We start from the raw sequence: 24,530 nt of genomic DNA, 5'->3' as shown, positions 1-24,530 counted from the left end.
AAGGCGCAGTCGAAATCTCCCCGGATACGCGGTGCTCGTATCAAGATGATGCACTCATAGGTAGCTCTTATCAGGATTTTGCATGCCGAAAATCCCGAGTTTCGCGGGGTTTCGATCATTCCATTGCTGCACAATAATGAAATGCATGTTTCATTATTGACTTTCAATGGACCATGTATTCCGTTTATGACTCACAGGTCATCTGTTCCTTTGGGAGGTTTCGAATGAGGAAGTTGCTGTTTGCCGCCATGTCGGTTCTGCTGGCTGGTACCGCTCACGCCGAAAACATCGGCATCACCATTGCCCGTTCCGATAGCGCGTTCCTGACGATCCTGCGTCAGGGCATGGAAGACCGCGCCGCCAAGCTCGATGGCGTTTCGGTTCAGGTCGAGGACGCCCAGAACGATCCGAGCAAGCAGCTGGACCAGGTACAGAACTTCATATCCTCCGGCGTCGACGCGATCGTCGTGGTTGCCGTCGATGGCGACGGCACGCCGGCGCTGACGAAAATGGCGAGTGCCGCCGGTATTCCGATCGTCTACGCCAACCACCCGCCGGCCGATGCCGATGGGCTCCCGGCGACTGCCGCCTTCGTCGGTTCGAACGAGATCGATTCCGGCACGCTGGAAACGAAGGAAGTGTGCCGGCTGCTTGGCGGCAAGGGTTCCGTTTATGTGCTGATGGGACCGCTCAACAATCATTCGTCGCTGATCCGGACGAAGGATATTCACGACGTCATCGCCACCGATGACTGCAAGGGCATGAGCGTGATCGAGGAACAGAGCGCCAACTGGGATCGCCTCGAGGCGAGCAACATCATGACCAACTGGCTCTCGACAGGACGGGAATTCGATGCCGTCATCGCCAACAACGACGAGATGGCGATCGGCGCGATCCAGGCGATGAAAGCGGCGGGCACCGACATGTCGAAGGTGGTGGTCGGTGGCATCGATGCGACGCCGGACGGGCTTGCCGCCATGGCCGCAGGCGATCTCGACGTCACCGTCTTCCAGAACGCAATCGCGCAGGGCGCGACCGCGATGGATGCCGCCGTCGCCCTGGCGCGGGAGGAAAAGACCGAACGGCATATCTGGGTTCCGTTCGAACTGGTGACACCTGAGAACATGAAGGACTACGCCAAGGCGAACCAGTAGACGGCCGTTCTTGTCACAATCCGAACAATCACTGGTAGATCTCGGTTGTAACCGACAGAGAAGCCGGCAGGCCGCTCGCTACGGCCTTTCGGCTTCTCTGGTGTCCAACAGATGACCCCTGATCGTTCCGCCCAGCCCCCTTCCCAGCCGATTGCCGATCTGCAGATCGCGATCGCGGCCTTTGTGGCGGGCGCCGGATGGCTGTTTTCGATCCACGCTCTTGCCGAGTTTCCGCCACTGCTCTTCCTCAGCAGCCGTTTTGTCATCGCCGGTCTGCTGATCGGTCTCTTGGCGAGGTTCGCATCCTTTGCCGAACTCGGCAGGGCGGTGCGCCTGCTGCTTCCCGCCGCGCTCGCCCTTGCGGTCGCCATGATGGCCTGGATTTTCGGCCTGAAACAGACGACGAACCCGGGCGTTGCGGCCTTCATCACCTCGACCGGCAACCTGCTGGTGCCGGTTTTCGGTCTGCTGTTCTTCGGCTGGCCGGTCGGGCGAGCGCTCGGGATCTCGATCGCCGTCGCGCTTGCCGGGATGGGCTTGCTGTTTCTTGGCCCCGGCGCTCGGGTGGAGGTGGCTCACCTCTATTTTGTGGTCTCGGCCCTGCTTTGGGCGGCGAGCATTGCGTTGGTCAAACGCAATTCCACCGAAGTAGGCGCGGTGGCCACAGCCGCGATCCAGCTGGTGGCCGCAGGGGTGGTCATCCTCGCGGTCTCGCTGCCTGTCGAACAGATGCCCGCGGCAGTCCCTTCGATCGCGATCTGGGGCTGGTTTCTGGCAAGCATCCTGATCTCGACCTGCCTGCGCTTCGTCCTGCAGTTTCGCGGCCAGCAGATGATCTCTGCGGCGCGGGCATCGGTGATCATGTGCTGCGAACCGGTATGGGTTCTCGTCTTCGCGCTGGCGTTTCTGGGGTCACCCTTGAGCCTTTCCCAGATCCTGGGCTGCGCGGTGATTCTGCTCGCGATGCTTGGCCAAGTCGTTTTCCGACCAAATTCCGCCGCCTGAAAGAGCCGCCAAATCGCAAGATTTCGGAAGTGGTATTCTCGTTCGAAATACCACTTGGCGGTTCGGACCATAACTTTAGTCTCGGCGAAAATACCCCGATTGACAGCGCGACTTTGACGGACTTATCGTTAAGTCAAATTACTTGACTTAATAGTTCGATCAACGAAACCTGAGGGGGAATTCGTCATGACGGCAGTCGAGGAAATGCGGCCTTTGCGCAACGCGCCGGGGGGCGGAAGGAGCGGAACGACACGGCGTTTTGTTGGCGTCGCGTCCGTGCTGATGATGATCGGCGCCGCTGAGGCCCGCGCTGAATCCGTGCTCACCATGCACATCGAGGAGCAGACGAGCTGGGTGCAGAATTTCAACCCGTTCGACCTCGGCGGTCGGCGGCAGAGCACCATGGATTTCGTCTACGAGCCGCTGGTGATCTTCAATGATTACGACGGCGGCAAGCCGGTCTTTCGGCTTGCGACCGCCTACAAATTTGCCGACGATCTGAAGTCGATCACATATACATTGCGCGACGGCGTGAAATGGTCGGACGGCAAGCCGCTCACCTCGGCAGATATGAAATTCACGCTCGAGCTGATGCTGAAGAACCCGGCGGTCGATACCGTCGGCGTTGGCGAAACCGTCGCTTCGGTGGAGGCGCCGTCGACGACCGAGGTGAAGATCAACCTCAAGGATGTCGACACGCATTTTCCGGAGTCGCTTGCCGATTTCCCGGTGGTGCCCGAGCACATCTGGAAGGACGTGAAGGATCCGCTGGCCTTCAAGAACGAGACGCCCGTCGGCTCCGGCCCGATGACCGAGATCCGCCGCTTCACGCCCCAGGTCTACGAGCAGTGCCGCAACCCCAACTATTGGGACGCGGCGACGCTGAAGGTCGATTGCCTGAAGCTGCCGCAGATTTCCGGCAACGACCAGATGCTGGCGCTCCTGCCGGAGGGCTCGATCGACTGGTTCGGCTCGTTCCTGCCGCAGATCGACAAGACCTATGTCGGCCTCGACCCTGACCATAATGGCTACTGGCAGCCTCCAGCCGAAACCGTTTCGTTCCAGATGAACTTCAAGTCGTCGAATCCGGGCAACGCCGAGGCCTTCAACGATATGACGTTCCGGCGCGCCTTCAGCCTTTCCATGGATCGCACCGCGATGGTCGATATCGCCGGTTTCGGCTATCCCGTCGTCAACACCCATGCGAGCGGTCTGCCGCCGCGCTTCGACAGCTGGCGCAACAAGGCCGCCGAGGGTGCTCAGGACGAGTGGCTCGCCTATGACATCGACAAGGCCAACAAGCTGCTTGACGATGCCGGCTACAAGAAGGACGGCGAGGGCTTCCGCACCACGCCGAGCGGCAAACCGATCGCCTTTCCGATCATCGTGCCGAACGGCTGGACCGACTGGATCGACGCGGTGCAGATCGCGGCCGAAGGCTTGCGCAAGATTGGCATCAACGCCTCTGTCGCAACGCCCGAATACGAGCAGTGGCAGAAACAGATCCTCGACGGCAGCTTCGAGGCGGTGATGAATTCGCGTGCCGACGGCCCGACGCCTTTCCGCGGCTACTTCCAGTCGCTGTCGACCGGCTTCGGTGGGCGTATCACCAGCGCGCCGTCACGCTATTCCAACCCCGAACTCGACAAGGTCTTCGATGATTACCGCCGGGCGGCGACGGACGACGACCGCAAGAAGCTGTTCGATCAGGTGCAAGTGATCGTCGCCGACAACCTGCCCGTCGTTCCCGTCTTCAACGGTCCGACCTGGTATCAGTTCTCGACCAAGCGCTTTACCGGCTGGGTGACGAAGGACGAGCCTGTCATGAACCCCGAGGATCACGACAACAACCGGATGCGGCTGGTGCATCTGCTCCGCCTGAAGCCCGTACAATAAACGGCAGCGGGTTCCAGCGATGCGACTTTCCCGTCGACGGCTTACCGTCTACTGCGTGGCGTTCCTCTTCGCGATCGTCATGAACTTCGCGGTTCCCCGGCTGATGCCGGGGTCCCCCGTCGACAGCATGATCGCCCAACTCGGACCGCGGGCAACGCCCGCGGCCATCGAGGCGATCAAGGCGCGTTTCGGTGCGATCGAGCAACCGATCTGGCAGCAGTTCGTCGACTATGTCGTCGGGCTCGCCCATTTCGATCTCGGCGTCTCGGTCAAGTATTATCCGCAGACGGTGCTTGAAGTTCTCGGCCGCTCGGCCGGGTGGACGGCGTTTCTCGTGGTCACCGCCATAACCTTCTCTCTTTGCATCGGTGTGCTGCTCGGCGCCGTCGCCGCCTGGCGCCGTGGCGGGCGTTTCGACAGTTTCGTCTCGCCGTTCTCGGTGGTGCTGATTGCCGTTCCGCCCGTCATCATCGCGCTTGCGACGCTTTTCACTTTCGGCGTGACGCTCCGGCTGCTGCCGGTCGGCTACGCCTATGATCCGAGCCTCGACCCGGGGCTGAACTTCACCTTCTTCGGCAGCGTCTTCCTGCACGCGATCATGCCGGTGCTGACGCTCTCGCCCTATCTGATTGGCGAGTTTCAGACGACGATGCGCTCCAGCATGATCTCGGTGCTCGGTGAGGACTACGTCACCATGGGGCGAGCCAAGGGCCTCTCGGAAGCAGCCGTCATGTTCGGCTACGCGGCGCGCAACGCCATGCTGCCGGTGCTCACCAACCTGGCGCTGATGCTGGGGGCGGTCTTTGGCGGCTCGATCGTGACCGAGATCGTCTTCAACTATCCGGGTCTCGGACTGACGCTCTATACGGCAAGCGTTGCCCGCGACTATCCCGTGATCCAGGGGCAACTGCTGCTGATGACGATCGCCACGCTCGGCGCCAATCTTCTGGTCGACATCATCTATGGCGTGGTCGATCCGCGCATAAGGGAGGGCAGGGCATGAATGCGGGCGTCTCCTTGTTCTGGCGGCAGAAGAAAGCCGTCGCCGGCCTTGTCATCATTCTCACGCTCTGCCTGATGGCGCTGTTCGCGCCGGTTCTCGCACCGGGTGATCCGAGCGAGCGTGTCGGTCGTTCGCATCAGCCACCAACCGTCGAGCATGTCTTCGGCACCACGAAGATGGGCCGCGACGTCTTCTCGCAATTCGTCTGGGGTGCCAGGCCGTCGCTTGCGGTCGGCTTTGCCACCGGCCTTGCGATTACTGCGCTCGGCACAATCGTCGGCCTCGTCGCCGGTTACTTCGGCGGCCGCACGGATGCGACGCTTGATCTCGCCACCAATGCCGTCCTTGTCATACCGAATATTCCGCTGCTGATCCTGCTTGCGTCTTTTGCCGGCACGGTCGGGCCGATGGCGATCATGGCGATCATCGCGCTCACCTCCTGGCCCTGGGGGGCGCGGATGACGCGGTCGCAGACCATGGCGCTCCGGCAGCGTGAATTCGTGGTGGCGGCGCGCATGGTCGGCGAGCCGCATTGGCGGGTCATCTTCGTCGAGATCCTGCCCAATCTGGTGCCGCTGATCGGCATCAACGTGGTCGGCAGCATCATCTATGCGATCGTCGCGCAGACGACGCTCGAATATCTCGGCTTCGGCGATCCGCTCCGGGTGACCTGGGGCACCATGCTCTACAATGCGCAAAACTCCTCGGCGATCATCGTCGGCGCCTGGTGGGACATCGCCGTTCCGGCCGCGGGCATCGCGCTCGTCGGTCTTGGTCTCGCGCTCATCAACTTCACCTTTGACGAGATCGCCAATCCGCAGCTTCGCTCCGGTCCGGCGCTCAGCCGCTGGCTGCGTCTCACGCGGCTACGCCGTCGCGAACTGGAGGCGGCCCGATGAGCGATGCACTCCTGGAAATCCGCAACCTGAACGTCGATTACCTGCTTGACGACGGCGCTTTCCGCGCGGTTAACGATGTCTCCTTCGAGGTGCGCCGCGGCGAACTCTTCGGCCTTGCCGGCGAATCCGGCTGCGGCAAGAGCACGATCGCCTATGCGATCACGCGGCTATCAAAACCGCCGGCCTGGGTCGCCGGCGGCGAGATCCTGCTCGATGGTCAAAACCTCCTGAAGATGCCGGAAGCGTTGCTTCAAAACGTCCGCTGGCGGCGGATCGGCATGGTGTTCCAGAGCGCAATGAACTCGCTCAACCCGCTGATGCGGGTCGAGGCGCAGTTTTTCGACGTCTTGCGCAAGCACACCGGCGCGACCAGGCCGCAGGCCCGTGCACGGGCCGAAGAAATGTTCCGGCTCGTTGGAATCCCGATCAACCGCCTCGACGACTATCCGCACCAGTTCAGCGGCGGCATGCGCCAGCGCATCGTTATCGCAATCTGCCTGGCGCTGAAGCCGGAACTGATCATCATGGACGAGCCGACGACGGCGCTCGACGTCGTCGTGCAGCGGGAAATCCTGGAGCAACTCGTCGACCTGCAGCGCAACCTCGGTTTTTCGGTGCTGTTCATCACCCACGACCTGCACCTGATGGCGCAGCTCTGCCATCGCATCGGTGTTATGCTCAAAGGGCAACTGGTCGAGGTCGGCGACACGCAGCAGATCAGCCGTGCGCCGGAACACGACTACACGCGGAAACTCTGGGGCGCGATCCCGCAACTGCCCTCATCCGTCCGCAGCCTGGGGGTCGTCGAATGAACGTGATGCCGCTAACGACGACCATGGCTGACGAAGACGATGCGATCGTGCGCCTCAAGGACATCAGGCGCAGCTTCGGTACCGTCGAGGCTTTGCGCGGCATTTCGCTCGCCTTGAAGCCCGGCCGGGCGCTGGCGCTCGTCGGCGAATCCGGTTGCGGCAAGACCACCTGCGCCCGCATCGTCGCGCGGCTCGATGCGCCGACATCGGGGACGATGGCGTTTCGCGGCGCCGACGTTACCCAGGCCGGAGGAAGGGCCGACGAAAAGATGCGTCGGCGGGCGATCCAGATGGTGTTTCAGGATCCCTTCGCCTCACTCAACCCGGTGTTCTCCGTCTACCATCACCTCGCGCGGCCACTGCTTTTGCATGGTCACGCCAAGAACGGGGGCGAGGCGAAAGCTGCCGTCGCGCGTCTGCTCGCCGATGTCGGTCTGGACGCCGATGTGACGGCACGAAAGTTTCCGCACGAACTGTCCGGTGGCCAGCGCCAGCGCGTCAACATTGCCCGGGCGCTTGCCGTCGGGCCGGATGTGCTCGTTGCCGACGAGCCGACATCGATGCTCGACGTGTCGATCCGCCTCGACATCCTGGAACTGCTCGCGCGCATCAAGCGCGAGCGGAACCTCGCCATGCTCTACATCACCCACGATATAGCCACGGCCGCCCACATCGCCGAGGAGGTCGTGGTGATGTTTGCCGGGCAGATGGTCGAGTGGGGCGAGACCAGCGCCGTCATCGGCAATCCCCGCCATCCCTATACGCAACTGCTTCTTTCCGCGGTCCCCGACCCCGATCGCCCCTTTGTGCCAGGGCAAAGCGCCCGCTTCCTTGCCCATGCCGACGACGTGCGGCGAAAGAGCCGTCCGGCCTCCGACAACGTGGAAGAAGTTACCGTGAATCACTTCGTCCGTGCCCTTGGCCGAACGCCGGCGTGAGCTATGTGAACCGAGGACCCGCATTCCCCAAGAAACGCGCTGGCCCCCGGGGCGGCCGCAGAGACCAATCACTCATGGAGCCATTTGATGACGTTTGCCGCCAAATCTGACTATCTTCTGGAAACGCTCTGGGTGCCCGTCGGCACCGCCGACAGGTCGGTCTATGCGCTGACGCTCACCAACAATTCGGACCGGCCGATCAAGGGCTTTCGCCTCGGCGTCTCGGGCCCGGCGCGCATCGATCCTGCCGCTGAGGTCGAGGGCGGGCAGCTTCTGGTCCGGCTCTCCAACTATGCGGAATTCGCGCCGCCGGAAGGTTTTGAGCTGAAGCCCGGCGCGACCTGGACGCTCAAGGCTCACGGCATGAGCTTCGAGCCGCGCCACTGGACCGATGGCGCCAACGCCGCCTTCCTCGTCCTGTCCGATGGCACGAATGCGCCGGTTGCCGTGCTTGCCTCGCGGGCGCACGGTGACAATGCCGAGCTGAAGCGTGGCGCCGCCGTCTATCCGGTGCCGAAGGTGGCCCCCGTGCCAGTCTCGATCGTGCCGTGGCCGCAAGCGGTTGCGGTCTCCGGTCAGCTATTGGCGCCTCCGGGCCTCGATCTGAAGGCCGAAGGCAGTGAAGCGTCCGCCGCGGCGAAGGCGTTTGCCGATCTCACGGCCAGCCTGTTTCCGGTCGAGGGCATTGTCCGGCCGGCGGCGGAGGGCGGTTTCCCGGTCGAATTGTCAAAGGCGTCGCACCTTGGTCCGGAGGCCTACACGATCCGTTTCTCGCCTGCCGGCGTCGCCATTTCGGGCGGTAGCCAGACGGGTATTCTCTACGGCCTGATCACGCTCGGCCAGGTCCTGCGCGGGGCGCGGTCGCATCCGGGCACCTTCGTGTTTCCGACGGGCGGGGAGATCAAGGACGAGCCGGCGCTCGCCTGGCGCGGCACCCACCTCGACGTCGCCCGGCAGTTCTATAGCACCGCGGAGGTAGAGCGCTTCCTGCAGCTGATGGCCTGGAACAAACTCAATCGCTTTCACTGGCACCTGACCGACGACGAGGCCTGGCGCGTGGAGATCGACGCCTATCCGGCGCTCACTGAAATCGGCGCCTGGCGCGGCCATGGTCGCAAAATCCCGCCGCTGCTCGGCTCCGGTCCTGAACCGACCGGCGGCTACTACACCAAGGCGGCGGTTCGTCAGATCGTAGCGCTTGCCGCCAGCCTCGGCATCGAGGTGATGCCGGAAATCGACATCCCCGGTCATTCCTATGCGATGCTGCAGGCAATCCCGGAACTGCGCGATCCCGAGGAAAAGGGAAGCTATCATTCGGTCCAGGGCTTCCCGGACAACTGCCTGAACCCGGCGCGCGAAGAGACCTATCGCGTGCTGGAAGTCATCTTCGACGAGTTGATCGAACTCTTCCCGATGCGGGCGATTCATGTTGGCGCCGACGAGGTGCCGCTTGGTGCCTGGTCCGGCTCGCCGGAAGCGCTCACGCGGCTTCGTGCACTTGCCGGTGACGAGGTCGCCGAAACCCACGCCAAACGCCTGAACGTCGTCACCAACACCCATGGCGCCGACGAGATCGACGGTTCGGGTGCGGCGGTGCTGCAGGGCGAGTTCCTGGCGCGCGTCCAGGCGTTCCTGGCGAGCCGAAATTGCGTTACCGGCGGTTGGCAGGAGGCGGCCCACGGCAACGTCATCGACAAGGCGAAGTCGTTGCTCTTCGGTTGGCGCACGGTCGAGGCGTCGGCCGCGCTTGCCGAGGAAGGTTACGACATCGTCGTCTGCCCGGGCCAAGTCTACTATCTCGACATGGCCAACAGCCCGGCCTGGTCGGAGCCCGGCGGCAGCTGGGCCGGCTGGTCAGACCCGGAAAAGCTCTACACCTTTGACCCGGTCGAAGGCTGGACCGACGCACAGAAAAAGCACCTGCTCGGCGTGCAATGCTGCATCTGGTCCGAACCGATGACCGACCGCGCCGTCTTCGACCGGCTCGTCTTCCCGCGGCTTTCGGCGCTCGCCGAAACCGGATGGACGCGACCCGAACGTAAGTCCTTCAAGCGCTTCGAGGCGCTGGTCGGGCTGATGCCGGTGCTCTACGGCTTTTATGCTGCGGAGTAGGAGCGGTTAAGTTTCCAGTTTTCGTCTGGGCTTGGCCAGGCGATGGATTGGATAGGCAAACGGCGGCGAGAGCCGCCGTTCGTCGTTCGGAGCTAGCCAGGCGTGCGCTTCCGCTTTGCTGGATACGATTTGGATTTTCGTGCTTGTGCGCCGGAGCGTGACACGCAAAGGTGCGCATCGATCCCGCGACGACCCGCGGGATGCAGCGTTTCCTGAGGCCAAGTTATCGATGCGAAGACTTCCTGGATTGTCGGCGATGAAGGTCTTCGAAGTGGTCGGGCAGACCCGCAGCTTCACGCGGGCGGCCGAGCGGCTCAACCTCACGCAAAGTGCGGTCAGCCGCCAGGTTCGCAACCTCGAGGATGAGCTTGGCGAAGACCTGCTCATCCGTCGCCACCACCATCTCGAGCTGACGCCGGCCGGTGCCGAACTGCTGGCGACGATCCAGGAAGCGTTCCATAGCATCGAGGTTTCGCTGCGCAGCATCACCGAGAAGAGCAACCAGAACCGCTTGCGGATCAACGTTCCGCCGACCTTTGCCAAGCGCTGGCTGCTGCCGCGTCTGCCGCGGCTGCGCGTGGCCCTGCCCGACGTCGATATCAGCCTCAGCACCGAAGCCACGGACACGATTGCCGAGCGCGGTCTTCTCGACTGCGCCATCCGCTTCGGCGATGGCGAGTGGCCGATGCTGGATGCCAGCATCCTGATGACGGAGCGGCATGTGGTCGTCTGTGCGCCATCACTGCTCGAAGGGGTGAAAGTCGAGGGTCCGACGGACCTGCAGCGCTTTACCTTCCTGCACGTGCTCGCTTCACCCGACCGGCGTTATCTGACCTGGCGCCATTGGCTGGATGCAGCCGGGTTCCAGGATGTCGATACCCGCGGCGGGCTAGAGTTCGACCTGCTCGATCTGGCGATCGAAGCGGCCTGTGCGGGCCTCGGCGTCACCGTTGCCGATCGTTCGATGGTTCGCAATCAGCTTGAGACCGGGCAGCTCGTGCAGCTTTTCGACGTCGAGGTCGAGGGGCATGAATCCTACTGGTTCGTCACGCGGCCCCAGGCCGGAAACGACCGCAAGGTCGACGCGTTCCGTGCCTGGCTGCTTACGGAAGTTTCGGCCGACCGGGCTGCCTGAGCCAAGCATTCCATTTTGGAATGCTCTCGCTGAAAATTACTCGCTTGTGCCTCCGGCCCTATCGTCGCAACAGTTTCGTGACGGTCTCGGTCGGGAGAGAGACGGGCCGTCGCTCATTGTGCTCTCTCCCGCGCAGTCCGCTTGTCCTGCGCGCCTTTGGCGCCCGGAGCCGCGGCCAACACATCCGAGATGCCATGAGCCCCTATCGCAATTTTTCCGGCGGTCGTTTCATCGAAAGCACGTCTGCGGTGACGATCGACGTCCGTAATCCGGCGACAGGCCAGGTCTTCACATCGGTGCCGGCAGCAACGGATGAGGAGGCAACAGCAGCGGTCGAGGCAGCCATGAAGGCGCAGCGCGCCTGGGCGGCACTGCCGGCCATCCAGCGTGGCGATGCGCTGCGTCGACTGGCGACGGTGCTGGAAAGCCGGGCTGAGACCATCGGCGCTGCCCTGGCGAAAGAGTCGGGCAAGAGCCTCGCCGACGCGACCGCGGAAGTCATCTACGGCGCCGAACTGATGCGCTACCACGCCGAATGGGCGCGCCGCATCGAGGGCGAAGTGATCGAGAGCGACAATCCCGGTGAAACCCTGCTCTTGAAGCGTGTTCCGATCGGCGTCGTTGCCGGGCTGATCCCGTTCAACTATCCGATCTACACACTGGTGCGCAAAATCGCCCCGGCGCTGATTGCAGGAAACGCCGTTGTCGTACGGCCGAGCAACAATACGCCGACATCCGCCTTCGTTTTTGCCGAAGCGATCGTCGAGGCCGGCCTGCCGGAAGGCCTCGTCAACATCCTCACGATGTCGCATGACGTTGCGAAAACGCTCTGCACTCATCCCGGCGTCGGCATGATCACGCTGACCGGCAGCGTTTCGGCCGGCCGCATCGTGCTCGACTACTGCAAGGAAAACATCGCCAAGCCCTCTCTCGAACTCGGCGGCAAGACTCCCGTCATCGTCGAGCCGGATGGGGATCTCGATGCTGTGGCACAGGCGATCATCGCCGCCAAGACCGCCCATTGCGGCCAGGTCTGCACCAGTGCCGAGCGGCTCTACCTACACGAAAGCGTGCATGACACGCTGCTCGCCAAGCTGCGTGAAGGTTTCGCTGCCCGCGCCTTCGGCGACCGCGCCGAGGATGCGACCCGCATGGGCCCGCTCGCCAACGACGCCGCGCAGAAACGCGTGCATGAAATGGTCGAGCAGGCGCGGGCGGAAGGCGGAACGGTCGAGACCGGCGGTTACCTGCCGGAAGGACCGGGCTACTTCTATCCGCCGACGTTGATTTCCGGCTGCCGCCAGGAGATGGAGATCGTGCGCGAGGAGGTCTTCGGGCCTGTTCTCGCGGTGATCCGCTACTCGACCTTCGAGGAAGCGCTGGCGCTGGCGAGCGACCATCAGTTCGGCCTGAGCTCGGTGCTCTTCACCGAGAACTATCGCACCGTCATGCGGGCCAGCGACGCCATCGAGGCCGGCGAACTCTACGTCAACCGTTTCCCGGCGGATCCCTATCAGGGCTTCCACGCCGGCTGGAAACGCTCGGGTCTCGGCGGCGACGACGGCAAGCACGGGATGCTGGAATTCACCCAGACGCGCCTCGTCGTCCTGAAACACTGATCATTTGAAATGACGCAATTCCGGACGGGAACCGGAATTGTTCGGACATCAACATCAAGACCGGGCCGATGGCATGCTCCCGCCATCGGTCGGGGAGGAGACTACCCTTGAGCTCAATTTCCGAAACAGAAATCGCTGCGCCGTCCGTGTCGGCCCGCAGCCGTTACCTGCAACTGGCGCTGATCGTGATCGCCGCGGGCGCGATCTATCCGATCCTCTACCTGCGCCAGTCCTACCAGACGACGATGCTGGAGGTACTCAAGCTCACCAACACCGAGCTTGGCGTTCTCTATTCCATTCTCGGCACCAGCTTCCTGGTCGGCTACCTGCCGAGCGGCTGGCTCGCCGACCGCGTCCAGCCGCGCATCCTGATCCTCGTTTCCATGGTCGGCACGGGACTGCTCGGCCTCTGGTACGCGACGCTGCCCGGCTACTCATCGCTTCTCGTCATCTATTGCGGCTTCGGCGTCACGACGGGCCTGACGTTCTGGGCGGCGACGCTGAAGCAGGTGAACCTGATCGCCGGCGCCAATGAGCAGGGACGCTTCTTCGGCATTCTCGACGGCGGCCGTGGCCTGGTCGAGGCGCTGCTTGCCAGCGTCGCCATCGCGCTCTTTGTCTTCACGACGGAAACGCGCGGCGCCGGGCTTGCCATGGGTTTCCGTGATGTCGTGCTGCTCTATGCCGTTTTCTGCATCGTCGTCGGCATCGCCTATTTCGCCGTGTCGCAGCCCGTCGTTGTCGAGAAAGGCGCGCGCAAGCGCGAAGGCAACCTGCTGGCCGACATCAAGACGCTGCTCCGTATCCCCGAGGTCTGGCTCGTCGCCGCCATCATCTTCTGCGGCTATCACGTGTTCCTCGCGACCTACAGCTTCTCGGCCTATCTGCAGGAAGGCGGCTTCGGCATTTCCGCCGCCATGGCCGGCGTGATCGTCACGATCAAGCTGTGGCTGCGCCCGGTCGGCGGTATCGGCGGCGGCCTGCTTGGCGACCGCTACGGCAAGACCGCGATCCTGCTCCTGAGTTTCATCGTGGCAGCCGCCAGCCTCGTGGCGATGATCGCCCTGCCGGGCATCGGCTCCACGGTCCTCTTCGTCGGACTGGTGCTGCTCGTCGGCCTCATCACCTATACGATCCGTGGCCTCTACTGGGCGATCCTCGACGATTGCCACGTGCCGGCCAACATCACCGGCCTTGCGATCGGCATCATCTCGCTCGTCGGCTACGCGCCCGACACCTACCTGCCGCTCGTCAACGGATACCTCTCAGACCGTTATCCGGGCATCGCCGGCTACCAGTTCTATTTCGGCTACATCGCCGCCATCTGCGTCCTCGGCGCCATCGCCACCCTGGTGCTGATGGCCCGCCTCAAGAAAAAGGGATGACACAAATGAAGATCGCGTCTCTCAAGACCTATGCCGTCGCCGTCCCGCCGCCGCATGTGGGCGGAATGTACTGGATCTTCGTGCGCCTCACGACCGCCTGCGGCATCGAAGGCATCGGCGAGATCTACGCGACCTCGTTCCATCCAAAGGCGCTGACGCCGCTGATCGAAGACGTCTTCGAGCGGCATCTGCTCGGCCATGATCCGCACCAGATCGAGCGCTTCTGGCGCTCGGCCTATTCGAGCGGCTTCACCCAGCGCCCGGACCCGACGATGATGGGTATCGTCTCGGGTCTCGAAATCGCCTGCTGGGATATCATCGGCAAGGCCGCCGGCCGGCCCGTCGCGGACCTGCTCGGCGGCACCGTGCACGAGAAGCTCCGCGCCTACACCTATCTCTACCCGAAGAACGCGGCTGGAGAGTTCGACTTCAACGATCCGGATCTCGCCGCCGGATGCGCCGTCGAAATGGTCGAAATGGGCTTCACCGCCGTCAAGTTCGACCCGGCCGGTCCCTACACCAACTATTCCGGCCACCAGCTTTCGCTCGGCGTGATGGACCGCTCGGAGGAATTCTGCCGCAAGATCCGCGACGCCGTTGGAAGCAGCGCCGATCTGCTCTTCGGCACGCACGGCCAGATGGTGCCGTCCTCGGCGATCCGGCTGGCGCGGCGTCTCGAAAAATACGACCCGCTCTGGTTCGAAGAACCGGTTCCTCCCGGACAGGAAGCGGCGATGGCAGAGGTGGCGCGCGCGACCTCGATCCCGATTTCGACCGGCGAGCGCCTGACGACCAAGTACGAGTTCCAGCGCGTCCTCGAACTGAAGGCTGCCTCGATCCTGCAGATGAACGTCGCACGCGTCGGTGGGCTTCTCGAGGCGAAGAAGATCGCCGGCATGGCAGAAGCCTATTACGCCCAGATCGCCCCGCATCTCTATAACGGCCCGGTCGGGGCTGCGGCCAGTATCCAGCTGTCAGCTGCGTCGCCGAACTTCCTCATCCATGAGGCGATCCTCGATTTCAGCGGATTTCATGCGGATGTGCTGAAGACCAAGCTCGCCGTCGAGGATGGCTACATCATCCCGTCGCGCGAGCCTGGCCTTGGCATCGAGCTCAACATGGACGTCGTCGAAAAGCACACGCCGTACACCGGCGAGCGCCTGCACCTGCAGATGGACAGCCGGCCGGCGGACGTGAAGGCCTTCGCGCCGGCACGCGGATAACTCCGACGATAGGACATGCAGATGATCTACGACTACATCATCGTCGGCGCCGGGTCGGCCGGCTGCATTCTTGCGAGCCGGCTCAGCGAAAATGGTCGCCACAGGGTGCTTTTGATCGAGGCTGGCGGCAACGACAATTCCTTCTGGTTCAAGATCCCGGTCGGCTACGCCCGCAGCTACTACAATCCCCAGGTCAACTGGATGTATTCGAGCGAGCCGGAGGCCGAGCTTCAGGATCGCAGCATTTACGTGCCGCGTGGCAAGGTCCAGGGCGGATCCGGCTCGATCAATGCGATGATCTATGTGCGCGGCGCGCGCGACGACTTCGACGACTGGAAAAACGCCGGCAATACGGGCTGGGGCTATGACGATGTCCTGCCCTATTTCCGCCGGCTCGAAACCCATGCGCGCGGATCGTCCGAATGGCACGGCGGCGAAGGCCCGATCCACATCACCCCGATGCGCGGCATGACGCACCCGATCACCGACGCTTTCCTCGAAAGCTGCGGATCGTTGCAGCTGCCGCTGAACGAGGATTTCAACGGCGCCTCGATCGAGGGCGCCGGCGTCTACGACGTCAACACCAACAACGGCCGCCGCTCGCATTCGAGCGCGGAGTATCTGAGGCCCGCCCTCAAGCGTCCCAATCTCACGATCGAACGCTACGCGCAGGCAGAAAAGCTGGTCTTCGGCGAAGACGGACGCGTGACCGGTGTCGATGTCATACAGAATGGGACGCGGCGCCGCTTCACGGCGGGGCGCGAGGTCATCCTGGCCGCCGGTGCGGTCGGTAGCCCGCAGCTGCTGCAGGTCTCGGGCATTGGCGACGGCAAGGCGCTGTCGTCGCTCGGGGTCGAAACGCGCCGGCATCTGCCGTCGGTCGGCCTGAACCTGCAGGATCATCTCTGCGCCAGCTTCTATTATCGTGCGACGATCCCGACGCTCAACGACGAGTTCGGCAGTCTCTTCGGCCAGATGCGTCTCGGTCTGCAGTATCTCTTGACCGGCAAAGGACCGTTCTCGATGAGCGTCAACCAAGCGGGTGGTTTCTTCCGCGGCCGGCCAGACGAAGAGCGGCCGAACATCCAGCTCTATTTCAACCCGCTCTCCTACCGCATCCCGACGGATCCGAAGGCCGGGCTGAAGCCGGAGCCCTATCCCGGCTACCTGATCTGCTTCAATTCCTGCCGGCCGACGAGCCGCGGCAGCATCTCGATTGCGTCCGGCGACCCCTCGGTGAAACCGCTGATCCGGCCGAACTACCTGACGACCGATCGCGACATCGACGAAGTGCTGCAGGGAAGCCGGCTTGTCCGCCGGATCGCGTCGGCCTCGGCACTCTCATCGTTGACGGCGGAAGAGATTTCGCCGGCGCCGCGCGTGGAAAGCGACGAAGCGCTGATGGACTATTTCCGCGAAAACTCCGGCTCGATCTATCATCTTTGCGGCACCTGTGCGATGGGGCCGGACCAGGAGAGCTCGGTGGTCGACAGCCGCCTGAAGGTTCACGGTGTGCCCGGTCTTCGCGTCGTCGACGCTTCGATCTTCCCCAACATCACCGCGGGCAACATCAACGCGCCGACGATGATGGTTGCGGAGAAAGGTGCCGATCTGATCCTTGCCGATGCCGCCTGAGCGGCACGGCTTTCCTGTCGACTGGGGGACCCGACGCAGTGGTCGGTCAGGCGTAGGGGTGTCGTTGAACGTCAGGCGTGATTTGCCATCGTCGATTGAGCGTGACTATACTTCCCGCACTTCATAGCCGTCCATATCAGGTGCTTGCCCCTACCGAACGATCGTTGCCACCGCGCTCGACGCGGCGAGACCACGGTCATTGAAATCTGGCAATGCGCCGCGAGCCTGCGAGGGAGAGACGCATGCCGAGTTTCCGCTTGAAGACCCTGTCGATTACGTTGCTCTTTGCATCGAGCCTGACGCCCTGGGCGGTACAGGCGGCTTCACCCGAGCCCGTGAAGGCGGAGCACGGCATGGTGGTCACGGCCCAGCACCTGGCATCCGATATCGGTGTTGCCGTGCTGAAAAGCGGTGGCAATGCCGTGGATGCAGCCGTTGCCGTCGGCTATGCGCTTGCCGTCACCTATCCGACCGCCGGCAATATCGGCGGCGGCGGTTTCATGACCATCCGCTTTAAGGACGGCAAGACGACGTTCCTCGATTTCCGCGAGCGGGCGCCTCAAGCTGCGACCAAGACCATGTATCTCGACGCCAAGGGCAATGTCGTCGACGGCCTGAGTACCGAGGGCTATCTCGCCGTCGGCGTTCCCGGCCCGGTCATGGGCTTCGAAATGGCGCGCAGCCGATATGGCACCAAGCCGCTTGCCGAATTGATCGCGCCGGCGATCGCGCTTGCCAAAGACGGCTTCGTGCTGGAGCAGGGCGATATCGATTCCTTCGAGGGCGAGACGGACAGGCTCGCCAAGGACCCGGCCGCGGCCGCGATCTTCCTGAAGGACGGCAAGCCGTTCGTCGCCGGCGAGAAGCTGATCCAGGCCGATCTTGCCGCATCGCTTTCGAGCATCGCCGAGAAGGGCACCGACGCCTTCTACAAGGGCGCGATCGCCGACCAGATCGTCAAGGCGAGCGCGGAGAAAGGCGGCGTGCTCGCCAAGGCAGATTTCGAGCGCTACGCCGTGCGCGAACTGGAGCCGGTCAAGTGCAACTACCGCGGCTATGACATCGTCTCCTCGCCGCCGCCATCCTCCGGTGGCGTGATCATCTGCGAAATCCTCAACGTTCTCGAAGGCTACCCCATTTCCTACATGGGCTATGGCGCCGCCGACACCGTGCATGTGATGATCGAGGCCATGCGCCACGCCTATGTCGACCGCAACACGTCGCTCGGCGATCCTGATTTCGTCGAGAACCCCGTCGCCAAGCTCACCGACAAGGCCTATGCCAAGGACATCCGCGACAAGATCGATCCGTTCCGCGCCGGCGTTTCCGCCACGCTGATCCCCAAGGGTTTCGGCGAAAGCAAGGAGACGACGCACTATTCGATCATCGACGACGAGGGCAATGCGGTTGCGGTCACCTATACGCTGAACGGCTCCTTCGGCGCCGGCGTCGTGGCGCCCGGAACCGGCATCCTGCTCAACAACGAGATGGATGATTTCACTGCCAAGCCAGGCGTGCCCAATCTCTACGGTCTGGTGCAGGGCGAGGCCAATGCGATCGCGCCCGGAAAGACGCCGCTGTCATCGATGAGCCCGACGATCATCTCCAAGGACGGCAAGCCCTTCATGGTGATCGGCAGCCCCGGCGGTGCACGCATCATCACCATCACGCTCGAAGCGATACTCAACGTCATCGACCACGGCATGAACATCCAGGAAGCGGTCGACGCGCCGCGCGTCCATCACCAGTGGCTGCCGGACAAGGTGTTCATGGAGCCCTATGCGCTCTCGCCAGATACCCGCAAGCTGCTGTCGGCCATGGGCCACAATGTCCAGATCGATGAAAGCTGGACGATCTGGGGACAGGCGACCGGCATCCTCGTCGGCGGCGAGAGCCTTTCGGACATCGAGGCCGGCGGCGGCGCCCGCTACAATGGCGCAGTCGACAGCCGCATCGGCGCGGGTGCTGCGCGCGGTTACTAGACGCGCGCGAATCGGCGCAAAGCTGCGCCCTCGACACCCATTCAGAGCGGCGGATCGTCAGTTCGCCGCCTGATTTCGCGCATGCGACCACCGCGTGCTCACGCGAAAAAGATTTGAAAGCGGTTCCGGTTGAATTTATTATGTTTTCAGAGCGTGCGACCGCACGCGATCGTACGCTTTGGCCAAGCTTCATTCGTGGAGGTTGTCATGGCACTGATGGAAGGAAAGAAAGCACAGGACTGGATCAATCTGGTTCTTGCCGTCTGCCTGTTCGTCTCCCCCTGGATCATGGGTTTCGTTGTCGAAAGCGTTCCGGCCTGGAACGCTTGGGGCGCCGGCGTCGTGCTCGGCGTTCTGGCTATCGCGACGCTTGCCATGTTTGCGGAATGGGAAGAATGGGCAAGCCTCATCGTCGGGCTCTGGCTGATCGCTTCACCCTGGCTGCTCGGTTTCTCGACCAGTCCCAACCCCATGTGGACGCATGTCGTCCTTGGGGTGTTGGTGACCGCGCTCGCGATCTGGGCCGTCTGGGACGAACGGCAGCATCCGCATGCACATGCATGACGATGAGTAGAGAAGATTGCGGCCCGGCGCCGCAGCGCCGGGCCGCAATCAGTTTGCATCATTCGCTGCAATTTTGCGTTTGCGGCTGGCCGGATCGAGAGCGAAATCTGAAAAACCGTGCGGAACCGTCCTCTTCGGATTTGCGTGAGTTCAAAGGTCAGATCCCTTCGAACAATCCAAACGGGCCAGCGCATGGATTCACCTTACGGTGTCTTCGACAGCACGGCGCGCAACGACCGCCACGAACTCCCGAGCGCCGGGGTAGGTTTTCGGCTACCCATCGGCAGCGAGGTCGTTGAAGCAGGCTTTGCTCTTGCCGAACCATGGAAATCACTGCCGGCAAGCCAATGTTCATGACATCCTGGTCATTCAGCGATTGCGCACGCCCGCTGCGCGGGCGATGGCGTGCAATTGGATAATACCAATATAACGCCAATCAGCGACTGTTTCGGAACGTGAACGCAACTTGTATGCGCTATCTGTAAGAAATGTAACACGAATTATCCCGGCTTCAGTCACCATTACGGATAGTTGCGCCGCCGCGATCTGGACAGGTGGTCATGTTTTGGTATTTCTAATACTGGCCGCAAGGAGATGGGCCAAATCGGAAGTGAATACGGAACGCTATTGGCCCGAGGGCGAGCAAGCCGGCGGGCAACCGGAAAACTGGGAGATTTAAATGAAGCCGAGTTCCATTTTTGCCCCGTTGGGGTCGACCGTGACAGCATCGGGCACCCCGCGTTCGGTAAAAGCGGGTAGCGCACGGCGCCGCCTCCTTGGACTGTTGACAGCGACAGCGTGTCTCATTTCAGCGGCTCCAGCCGGCGCCTTCGACCAGGCAAACGCTGCCCGTATAAAACAGCTAGTCGACACCGGCATGCAGTATTACTGGTCGGGCGGCGACGTCAAAAAGGCGGAAGCCGAAGTCTTCAAGGGCATTACGCTGCATGGCAAGTATGATGTCGTGGAGGAAGCCTTCAAGGAAGCGTCGACGCTCGCGCCTGAGCGGTTGGATTTCCAATATGCCGTTGCTGCGACCCAGATCATCCAGAAGAAGCTCGACGACGCGCAGGCGACCTTCCAGAGCATCCTTGGCAAGGACCCGACCGCTTTTGATGCGCAAAGCTGGCTTGAGGCAATTGCCCGCATCCGTGGCGATGAGACCGGCGCGGCGCTTGCCCACCAGGCTCTGGCCGGTCTCGATCGCGAGCGAGCGGAAGAGTATCGCAAGCGGTTTGTTCGCGCAGAACAGATCATGGCTGAAAAGCCGAACTTCGACGTCCCGACTGTGCCAGGCAAAGTCGTGATCGTCGCGCTGGGCTACGCGCTCGCCGATGACGGCAAGGCGCAGCAAACCTTGCTCGATCGTCTCGAGGTGACGTTGAAGGTCGCCGAGGCCAACCCGACAGCGCTCGTCATGGTGAGTGGCGGCGTGCCGAAAAATGGCGTTACGGAAGGTGACGTCATGTCCAAGTGGCTGGTCGACAAGGGTATCAGTCGCGATCGCATCATGATTGAGGACAAGTCGAAAGATACGATCGGCAATGTGATCAATGCCGCCAATCTCCTGGTGCGGCATCAGGCCGACACGGTAATCCTGGTGACCAGTTCGAGCCACATGCGCCGCGCGCGCACGGTCATGGAGGATGCCTTGAAGCAGCGCGACCTGCCATCGGCAGTGGTGCCGCTGAATGCACTGGACGCGCCAACCCAGGATGAAGCGGCAAAGATCGGGGCGGACGAGCGGTTGGTCATCTACCGTGATCTGATGCGGGTTTCGGGCGTATGGGCCTATCCGGGGCTGCAGCAGTAGTCATCGGAACATCCCCGAAAGCGCCTGATGCTTGCGCGTCCCACCCTTGCACTTAAGGGTGGGACGCGTGCGTTTCTGGCTCAGTTTGAGAATGCGCCGGTCGCGTGTATGGCACGCAGGAAGAGGCTGCGTACTCCCGCACTTCAACATAATGCTTCCCATCCGTCCTGCTTTGCCCTAGAAGGCGCGCCGTAATCCGGTCGCAGCCTACCCGGTCAAAACAAGGACACCTATCATGAAGACAATCGTCATCTGCTCCGGCGGATTGGACTCGGTATCGCTTGCCCACAAGGTCGCAGCCGAACACGAACTCATTGGCCTGCTCTCCTTCGATTACGGCCAGCGACACCGCAAGGAGCTGGACTTTGCCGCCGCCTGTGCCAAGCGGCTCGGCGTTCCGCATCAGGTCATCGACATCAGCGCGATCGGCGCCCATCTCACGGGATCGGCATTGACGGACGATGTCGACGTGCCCGACGGCCACTACGCCGAGGAAACGATGAAAGCGACGGTGGTTCCGAACCGCAACGCCATCATGCTCGCCATCGCCTTCGGGTTGGCAGCAGCGCAGAAGGCGGATGCGGTGGCCGTCGCCGTGCATGGCGGCGACCATTTCATCTATCCCGACTGCCGTCCCGGCTTCATCGACGCGTTTCAGGCGATGCAGAACCACGCGCTCGACGGCTACGCCGACGTCACGCTCTACGCGCCCTATGTGACGATTTCGAAGGCGGATATCGTCACCGACGGCGCGAGCCACCAGACGCCCTTCGAAGCGACCTGGTCCTGCTACAAGGGCGGCGCGCGCCATTGCGGGCGCTGCGGCACCTGCGTCGAGCGGCGCGAGGCCTTCCATCTGGCCGGCGTTGCGGATCCGACCGACTACGAAGATCCGGATTTCTGGGTGGCGGCGACGTCGGCCTTTGCGGCCGAGGAGGTGAAGTGATGTTCCGGATCACCAAGGAATTCCATTTCTCCGCCTCGCATCAGTTGAAGAGCCTGCCGGCAGACCATCAATGTGCGCGGCTGCACGGCCACAACTACGTCGTCGAAGTCGAGCTTGCCGGCGCGGAGCTCAACGAGCACGGCTTCGTGCGCGACTATCACGAGCTTTCGCCACTGAAGCGCTACATCGACGAGAGTTTCGATCACCGCCATCTGAACGACGTTCTCGGCCACGACCGGGTGACGGCCGAATGTCTGGCGAAGCACTTTTACGACTGGTGCAAGGCGAGGCTGCCGGAAACCTCCGCCGTGCGTGTCAGCGAGACGCCGAAGACCTGGGCGGAATACCGGCCATGAGCGGGCCCGGCGAAACGCGCATCCGTGTCAGCGAAATCTTCGGGCCGACGATCCAGGGCGAGGGCATCCTGATCGGGCTTCCGACCGTGTTCGTGCGAACCGGCGGCTGCGACTATCGCTGCAGTTGGTGCGACACGCTGCACGCGGTCGACAGCGAGTATCGCGACCAATGGCTGCCGATGGGCGTCGAAGAGATCTGGAGCGAGGTCGTCACGCTCTCCGGTGGCAAGCCGCTGACGGTCTCGCTTTCCGGCGGCAATCCGGCGATCCAGCCGCTGGCGCCCCTGATCGCCCGCGGGAAAGCCGATGGCTATCGCTTCGCGCTGGAAACGCAGGGCAGCATCGCCAAGGACTGGTTTGCGGATCTCGACGTGCTGGTGCTGAGCCCGAAGCCGCCGTCGAGCGGCATGGAAACGGACTGGCAGACCTTCGACGACTGTCTTCGAATGGCAGCGGATGGGCCGCAGGTGGCGCTGAAGATCGTCGTTTTCGACGAGCGCGACTATGCCTATGCCCGGGATACGGCGGCCCGGTACCCCCATCTGCCGCTCTACCTGCAGCCTGGCAACCATACGCCTCCACCCCCTGACGACGACGACGCCAAAGTCGACATCGACGGCATCATCGATCGCATGCTCTGGCTTGTCGGCAAGGTGACGGAAGATCGTTGGTTCGAGGCCCGCGTCCTGCCGCAGCTGCACGTCCTGCTCTGGGGCAACAGGCGCGGGGTGTAGGCGGCAGACGCGCCCTTACCGCTTGCCGGCAAGCGCCTTCGCGCTTGGATCGCCAATCGGCGGCAGCTATGGTCCTCAAATCAAGACCAATGAGGGGCGTTCATGCAGCTGAAGACGAAACGTGTCTATGAGCCGAAGGCCGATGGCGACGGGATGCGCGTCCTCGTCGATCGCCTCTGGCCGCGCGGTTTGACCAAGGCGGAAGCCGCGGTCGATCTCTGGCTGAAGGACATGGCGCCGACCACGGAGCTGCGCCGCTGGTTCCATGCGGATGAAGGCACGTGGGAAGAGTTTCGCGAGCGCTACCTTGCCGAGCTCGACGGCAATCCGGTGGCAGTTGACCTGTTGCGACAGCGCATTGCTGAGGGCCCGGTGACTTTGCTTTACAGCGTGAAGGATGAGGCCCGCAATCATGCGGAGATCCTCAAAGGCTACATCCTCACCCATCGATAGACGAGGCGCCGGGTTCACGTCATGTCGTTGGAATGGATGCCTCGAATGCGCCGCCGGCGCGCGCAGCGATCCGGCGCCAGTCGCCGTCGAGGGGTAATCCGAAGACGTTGATAAGGGCAGATTCGATTGCCGGTGCATCGAATTCCTGGCGCGTCACGGTGCCGTTCCTGTCACGGATCGTCAGCCGGTTTCCGAGCAGGATGTTACGTGTCTCCTCGGTGGTCAACGTCACCAGCAGGGTCTGTCGGAAAAGCGAATGCGGATCCGTGTATGTCGCGATGTTTGCGATCCGATACGCGTCCTCTCCACAAATGCTCGGCGATACCTCGTAGACCGGTACCCAGTCACGACCAAGTAATGCCTCCAGCACGTAGCCATCGAGCGTTTGGCTGAGACGGAACGGCTCATGCTGCGTCGGTTGCGGCGTGGTCCGGTCGAAACGCAGCGGCGCGGTCGGCACGCAACTGCCGAAGCCGACATCGACCAGATAGCCGACATCGTTCACGAAGACGCGGAGCGCCATGTGCGACCAGGCCGGCGGCGGCGCGCCGTGGGCGCGCATCCACAGGACGCGGGCGATCAAGGGATCCACCCGGTAGCCGAGCGACGTGAGCACGCGCTGCAACAGGCCGTTCTGCTCGAAGCAATAGCCGCCACGCCGGCGGTCGATGAGCTTGGCGTCGACCGCCGCCGGCGAAAGGTCGATCCGACGGCCGAGAAGCACGTCGATGGCCTCGAAGGGGATTGACGCGGCATGGCGGGCGACGATCCTGCCAAGCGTTGTGAGATCGGGCGAGAGCGGCCCGACATGACCGATGCGGGCGAAGTAGCGGCCGAGGTCGACGGGAAATGGGGCGCTCCGCATG

21 protein-coding genes are annotated in these 24,530 nt (G+C 62.9%); 20 read left to right on the top strand and 1 reads right to left on the bottom strand.

The features are described 5' to 3' along the window. Positions 1–224 precede the first annotated feature (224 nt). The 20 genes from ASD01_RS04660 (at position 225) to ASD01_RS04565 (ending at position 23,664) form a co-directional block, all read left to right on the top strand. Positions 225–1,154 carry a sugar ABC transporter substrate-binding protein gene (locus ASD01_RS04660; RefSeq protein WP_060643601.1) on the top strand — a complete coding sequence of 310 codons (930 nt, stop codon included), beginning with the start codon at positions 225–227 and terminating at the stop codon, positions 1,152–1,154. 111 nt (positions 1,155–1,265) lie between these two features. Next, entirely contained in the window at positions 1,266–2,159 is an 894-nt protein-coding gene (locus ASD01_RS04655) for a DMT family transporter (RefSeq protein ID WP_034789649.1), read from the top strand. 282 nt (positions 2,160–2,441) lie between these two features. Further along, positions 2,442–4,055, top strand: coding sequence for an ABC transporter substrate-binding protein (locus ASD01_RS04650; protein WP_234798813.1), 1,614 nt, complete (start codon positions 2,442–2,444; stop codon positions 4,053–4,055). 19 nt (positions 4,056–4,074) lie between these two features. Continuing rightward, a complete protein-coding gene (locus ASD01_RS04645; RefSeq protein ID WP_034789647.1) occupies positions 4,075–5,058 on the top strand; it encodes an ABC transporter permease in 984 nt (327 codons plus the stop codon). Beyond that, a complete protein-coding gene (locus tag ASD01_RS04640) occupies positions 5,055–5,957 on the top strand; it encodes an ABC transporter permease (protein WP_034789645.1) in 903 nt (300 codons plus the stop codon). Before ASD01_RS04645 ends, ASD01_RS04640 begins: the two co-directional genes overlap by 4 nt. Further along, entirely contained in the window at positions 5,954–6,769 is an 816-nt protein-coding gene (locus ASD01_RS04635; protein ID WP_034789644.1) for an ABC transporter ATP-binding protein, read from the top strand. Before ASD01_RS04640 ends, ASD01_RS04635 begins: the two co-directional genes overlap by 4 nt. Further along, positions 6,766–7,707 carry an ABC transporter ATP-binding protein gene (locus ASD01_RS04630; RefSeq protein ID WP_051659167.1) on the top strand — a complete coding sequence of 314 codons (942 nt, stop codon included), beginning with the start codon at positions 6,766–6,768 and terminating at the stop codon, positions 7,705–7,707. The genes ASD01_RS04635 and ASD01_RS04630 overlap by 4 nt, the downstream gene beginning before the upstream one ends. A gap of 87 nt (positions 7,708–7,794) precedes the next feature. Next, positions 7,795–9,819: a beta-N-acetylhexosaminidase gene (locus ASD01_RS04625; protein ID WP_034789642.1), complete on the top strand. Its 2,025-nt coding sequence runs from the start codon at positions 7,795–7,797 to the stop codon at positions 9,817–9,819. 256 nt (positions 9,820–10,075) lie between these two features. Continuing rightward, on the top strand, positions 10,076–10,954 hold the full coding sequence (locus ASD01_RS04620; protein ID WP_090427612.1) for a LysR substrate-binding domain-containing protein: 879 nt from the start codon (positions 10,076–10,078) through the stop codon (positions 10,952–10,954). Positions 10,955–11,148: 194 nt separating this feature from the next. Then, positions 11,149–12,573, top strand: coding sequence for an aldehyde dehydrogenase (aldA, locus tag ASD01_RS04615; RefSeq protein WP_034789638.1), 1,425 nt, complete (start codon positions 11,149–11,151; stop codon positions 12,571–12,573). A 107-nt stretch (positions 12,574–12,680) separates the two neighbouring features. Beyond that, positions 12,681–13,958 carry an MFS transporter gene (locus ASD01_RS04610; protein ID WP_034789636.1) on the top strand — a complete coding sequence of 426 codons (1,278 nt, stop codon included), beginning with the start codon at positions 12,681–12,683 and terminating at the stop codon, positions 13,956–13,958. Positions 13,959–13,963: 5 nt separating this feature from the next. Then, on the top strand, positions 13,964–15,181 hold the full coding sequence (locus tag ASD01_RS04605; RefSeq protein ID WP_034789633.1) for a mandelate racemase/muconate lactonizing enzyme family protein: 1,218 nt from the start codon (positions 13,964–13,966) through the stop codon (positions 15,179–15,181). A 21-nt stretch (positions 15,182–15,202) separates the two neighbouring features. Further along, positions 15,203–16,816 carry a GMC family oxidoreductase gene (locus ASD01_RS04600; protein WP_034789849.1) on the top strand — a complete coding sequence of 538 codons (1,614 nt, stop codon included), beginning with the start codon at positions 15,203–15,205 and terminating at the stop codon, positions 16,814–16,816. Between the two features lie 242 nt (positions 16,817–17,058). Next, positions 17,059–18,798: a gamma-glutamyltransferase gene (ggt, locus tag ASD01_RS04595; RefSeq protein WP_034789631.1), complete on the top strand. Its 1,740-nt coding sequence runs from the start codon at positions 17,059–17,061 to the stop codon at positions 18,796–18,798. A 207-nt stretch (positions 18,799–19,005) separates the two neighbouring features. Beyond that, positions 19,006–19,362 carry an SPW repeat protein gene (locus ASD01_RS04590; protein WP_034789629.1) on the top strand — a complete coding sequence of 119 codons (357 nt, stop codon included), beginning with the start codon at positions 19,006–19,008 and terminating at the stop codon, positions 19,360–19,362. An 877-nt stretch (positions 19,363–20,239) separates the two neighbouring features. Beyond that, the gene (locus tag ASD01_RS04585; RefSeq protein WP_244495187.1) at positions 20,240–21,175 is read left to right on the top strand and encodes a YdcF family protein; all 936 of its coding nucleotides are present in this window, start codon (positions 20,240–20,242) and stop codon (positions 21,173–21,175) included. A gap of 235 nt (positions 21,176–21,410) precedes the next feature. Further along, entirely contained in the window at positions 21,411–22,121 is a 711-nt protein-coding gene (gene queC, locus ASD01_RS04580; RefSeq protein ID WP_034789627.1) for a 7-cyano-7-deazaguanine synthase QueC, read from the top strand. Next, positions 22,121–22,477, top strand: coding sequence for a 6-carboxytetrahydropterin synthase QueD (queD, locus tag ASD01_RS04575; protein ID WP_034789625.1), 357 nt, complete (start codon positions 22,121–22,123; stop codon positions 22,475–22,477). The genes queC and queD overlap by 1 nt, the downstream gene beginning before the upstream one ends. Next, the gene (gene queE, locus ASD01_RS04570; RefSeq protein WP_034789624.1) at positions 22,474–23,211 is read left to right on the top strand and encodes a 7-carboxy-7-deazaguanine synthase QueE; all 738 of its coding nucleotides are present in this window, start codon (positions 22,474–22,476) and stop codon (positions 23,209–23,211) included. Before queD ends, queE begins: the two co-directional genes overlap by 4 nt. Before the next feature lie 102 nt (positions 23,212–23,313). Further along, positions 23,314–23,664: a DUF488 domain-containing protein gene (locus ASD01_RS04565; RefSeq protein ID WP_060643600.1), complete on the top strand. Its 351-nt coding sequence runs from the start codon at positions 23,314–23,316 to the stop codon at positions 23,662–23,664. Positions 23,665–23,683: 19 nt separating this feature from the next. Here ASD01_RS04565 and ASD01_RS04560 read toward each other — a convergent pair whose 3' ends face one another. Further along, entirely contained in the window at positions 23,684–24,529 is an 846-nt protein-coding gene (locus ASD01_RS04560; protein WP_060643599.1) for an arylamine N-acetyltransferase family protein, read from the bottom strand. Position 24,530 lies beyond the last annotated feature (1 nt).

This window comes from Ensifer sp. Root423, assembly GCF_001426275.1.
Lineage (GTDB): Bacteria > Pseudomonadota > Alphaproteobacteria > Rhizobiales > Rhizobiaceae > Ensifer > Ensifer adhaerens.
The sequence above is the reverse complement of the archived record's forward strand: the minus strand, read 5'-3'. Positions and strand labels throughout refer to the sequence as shown.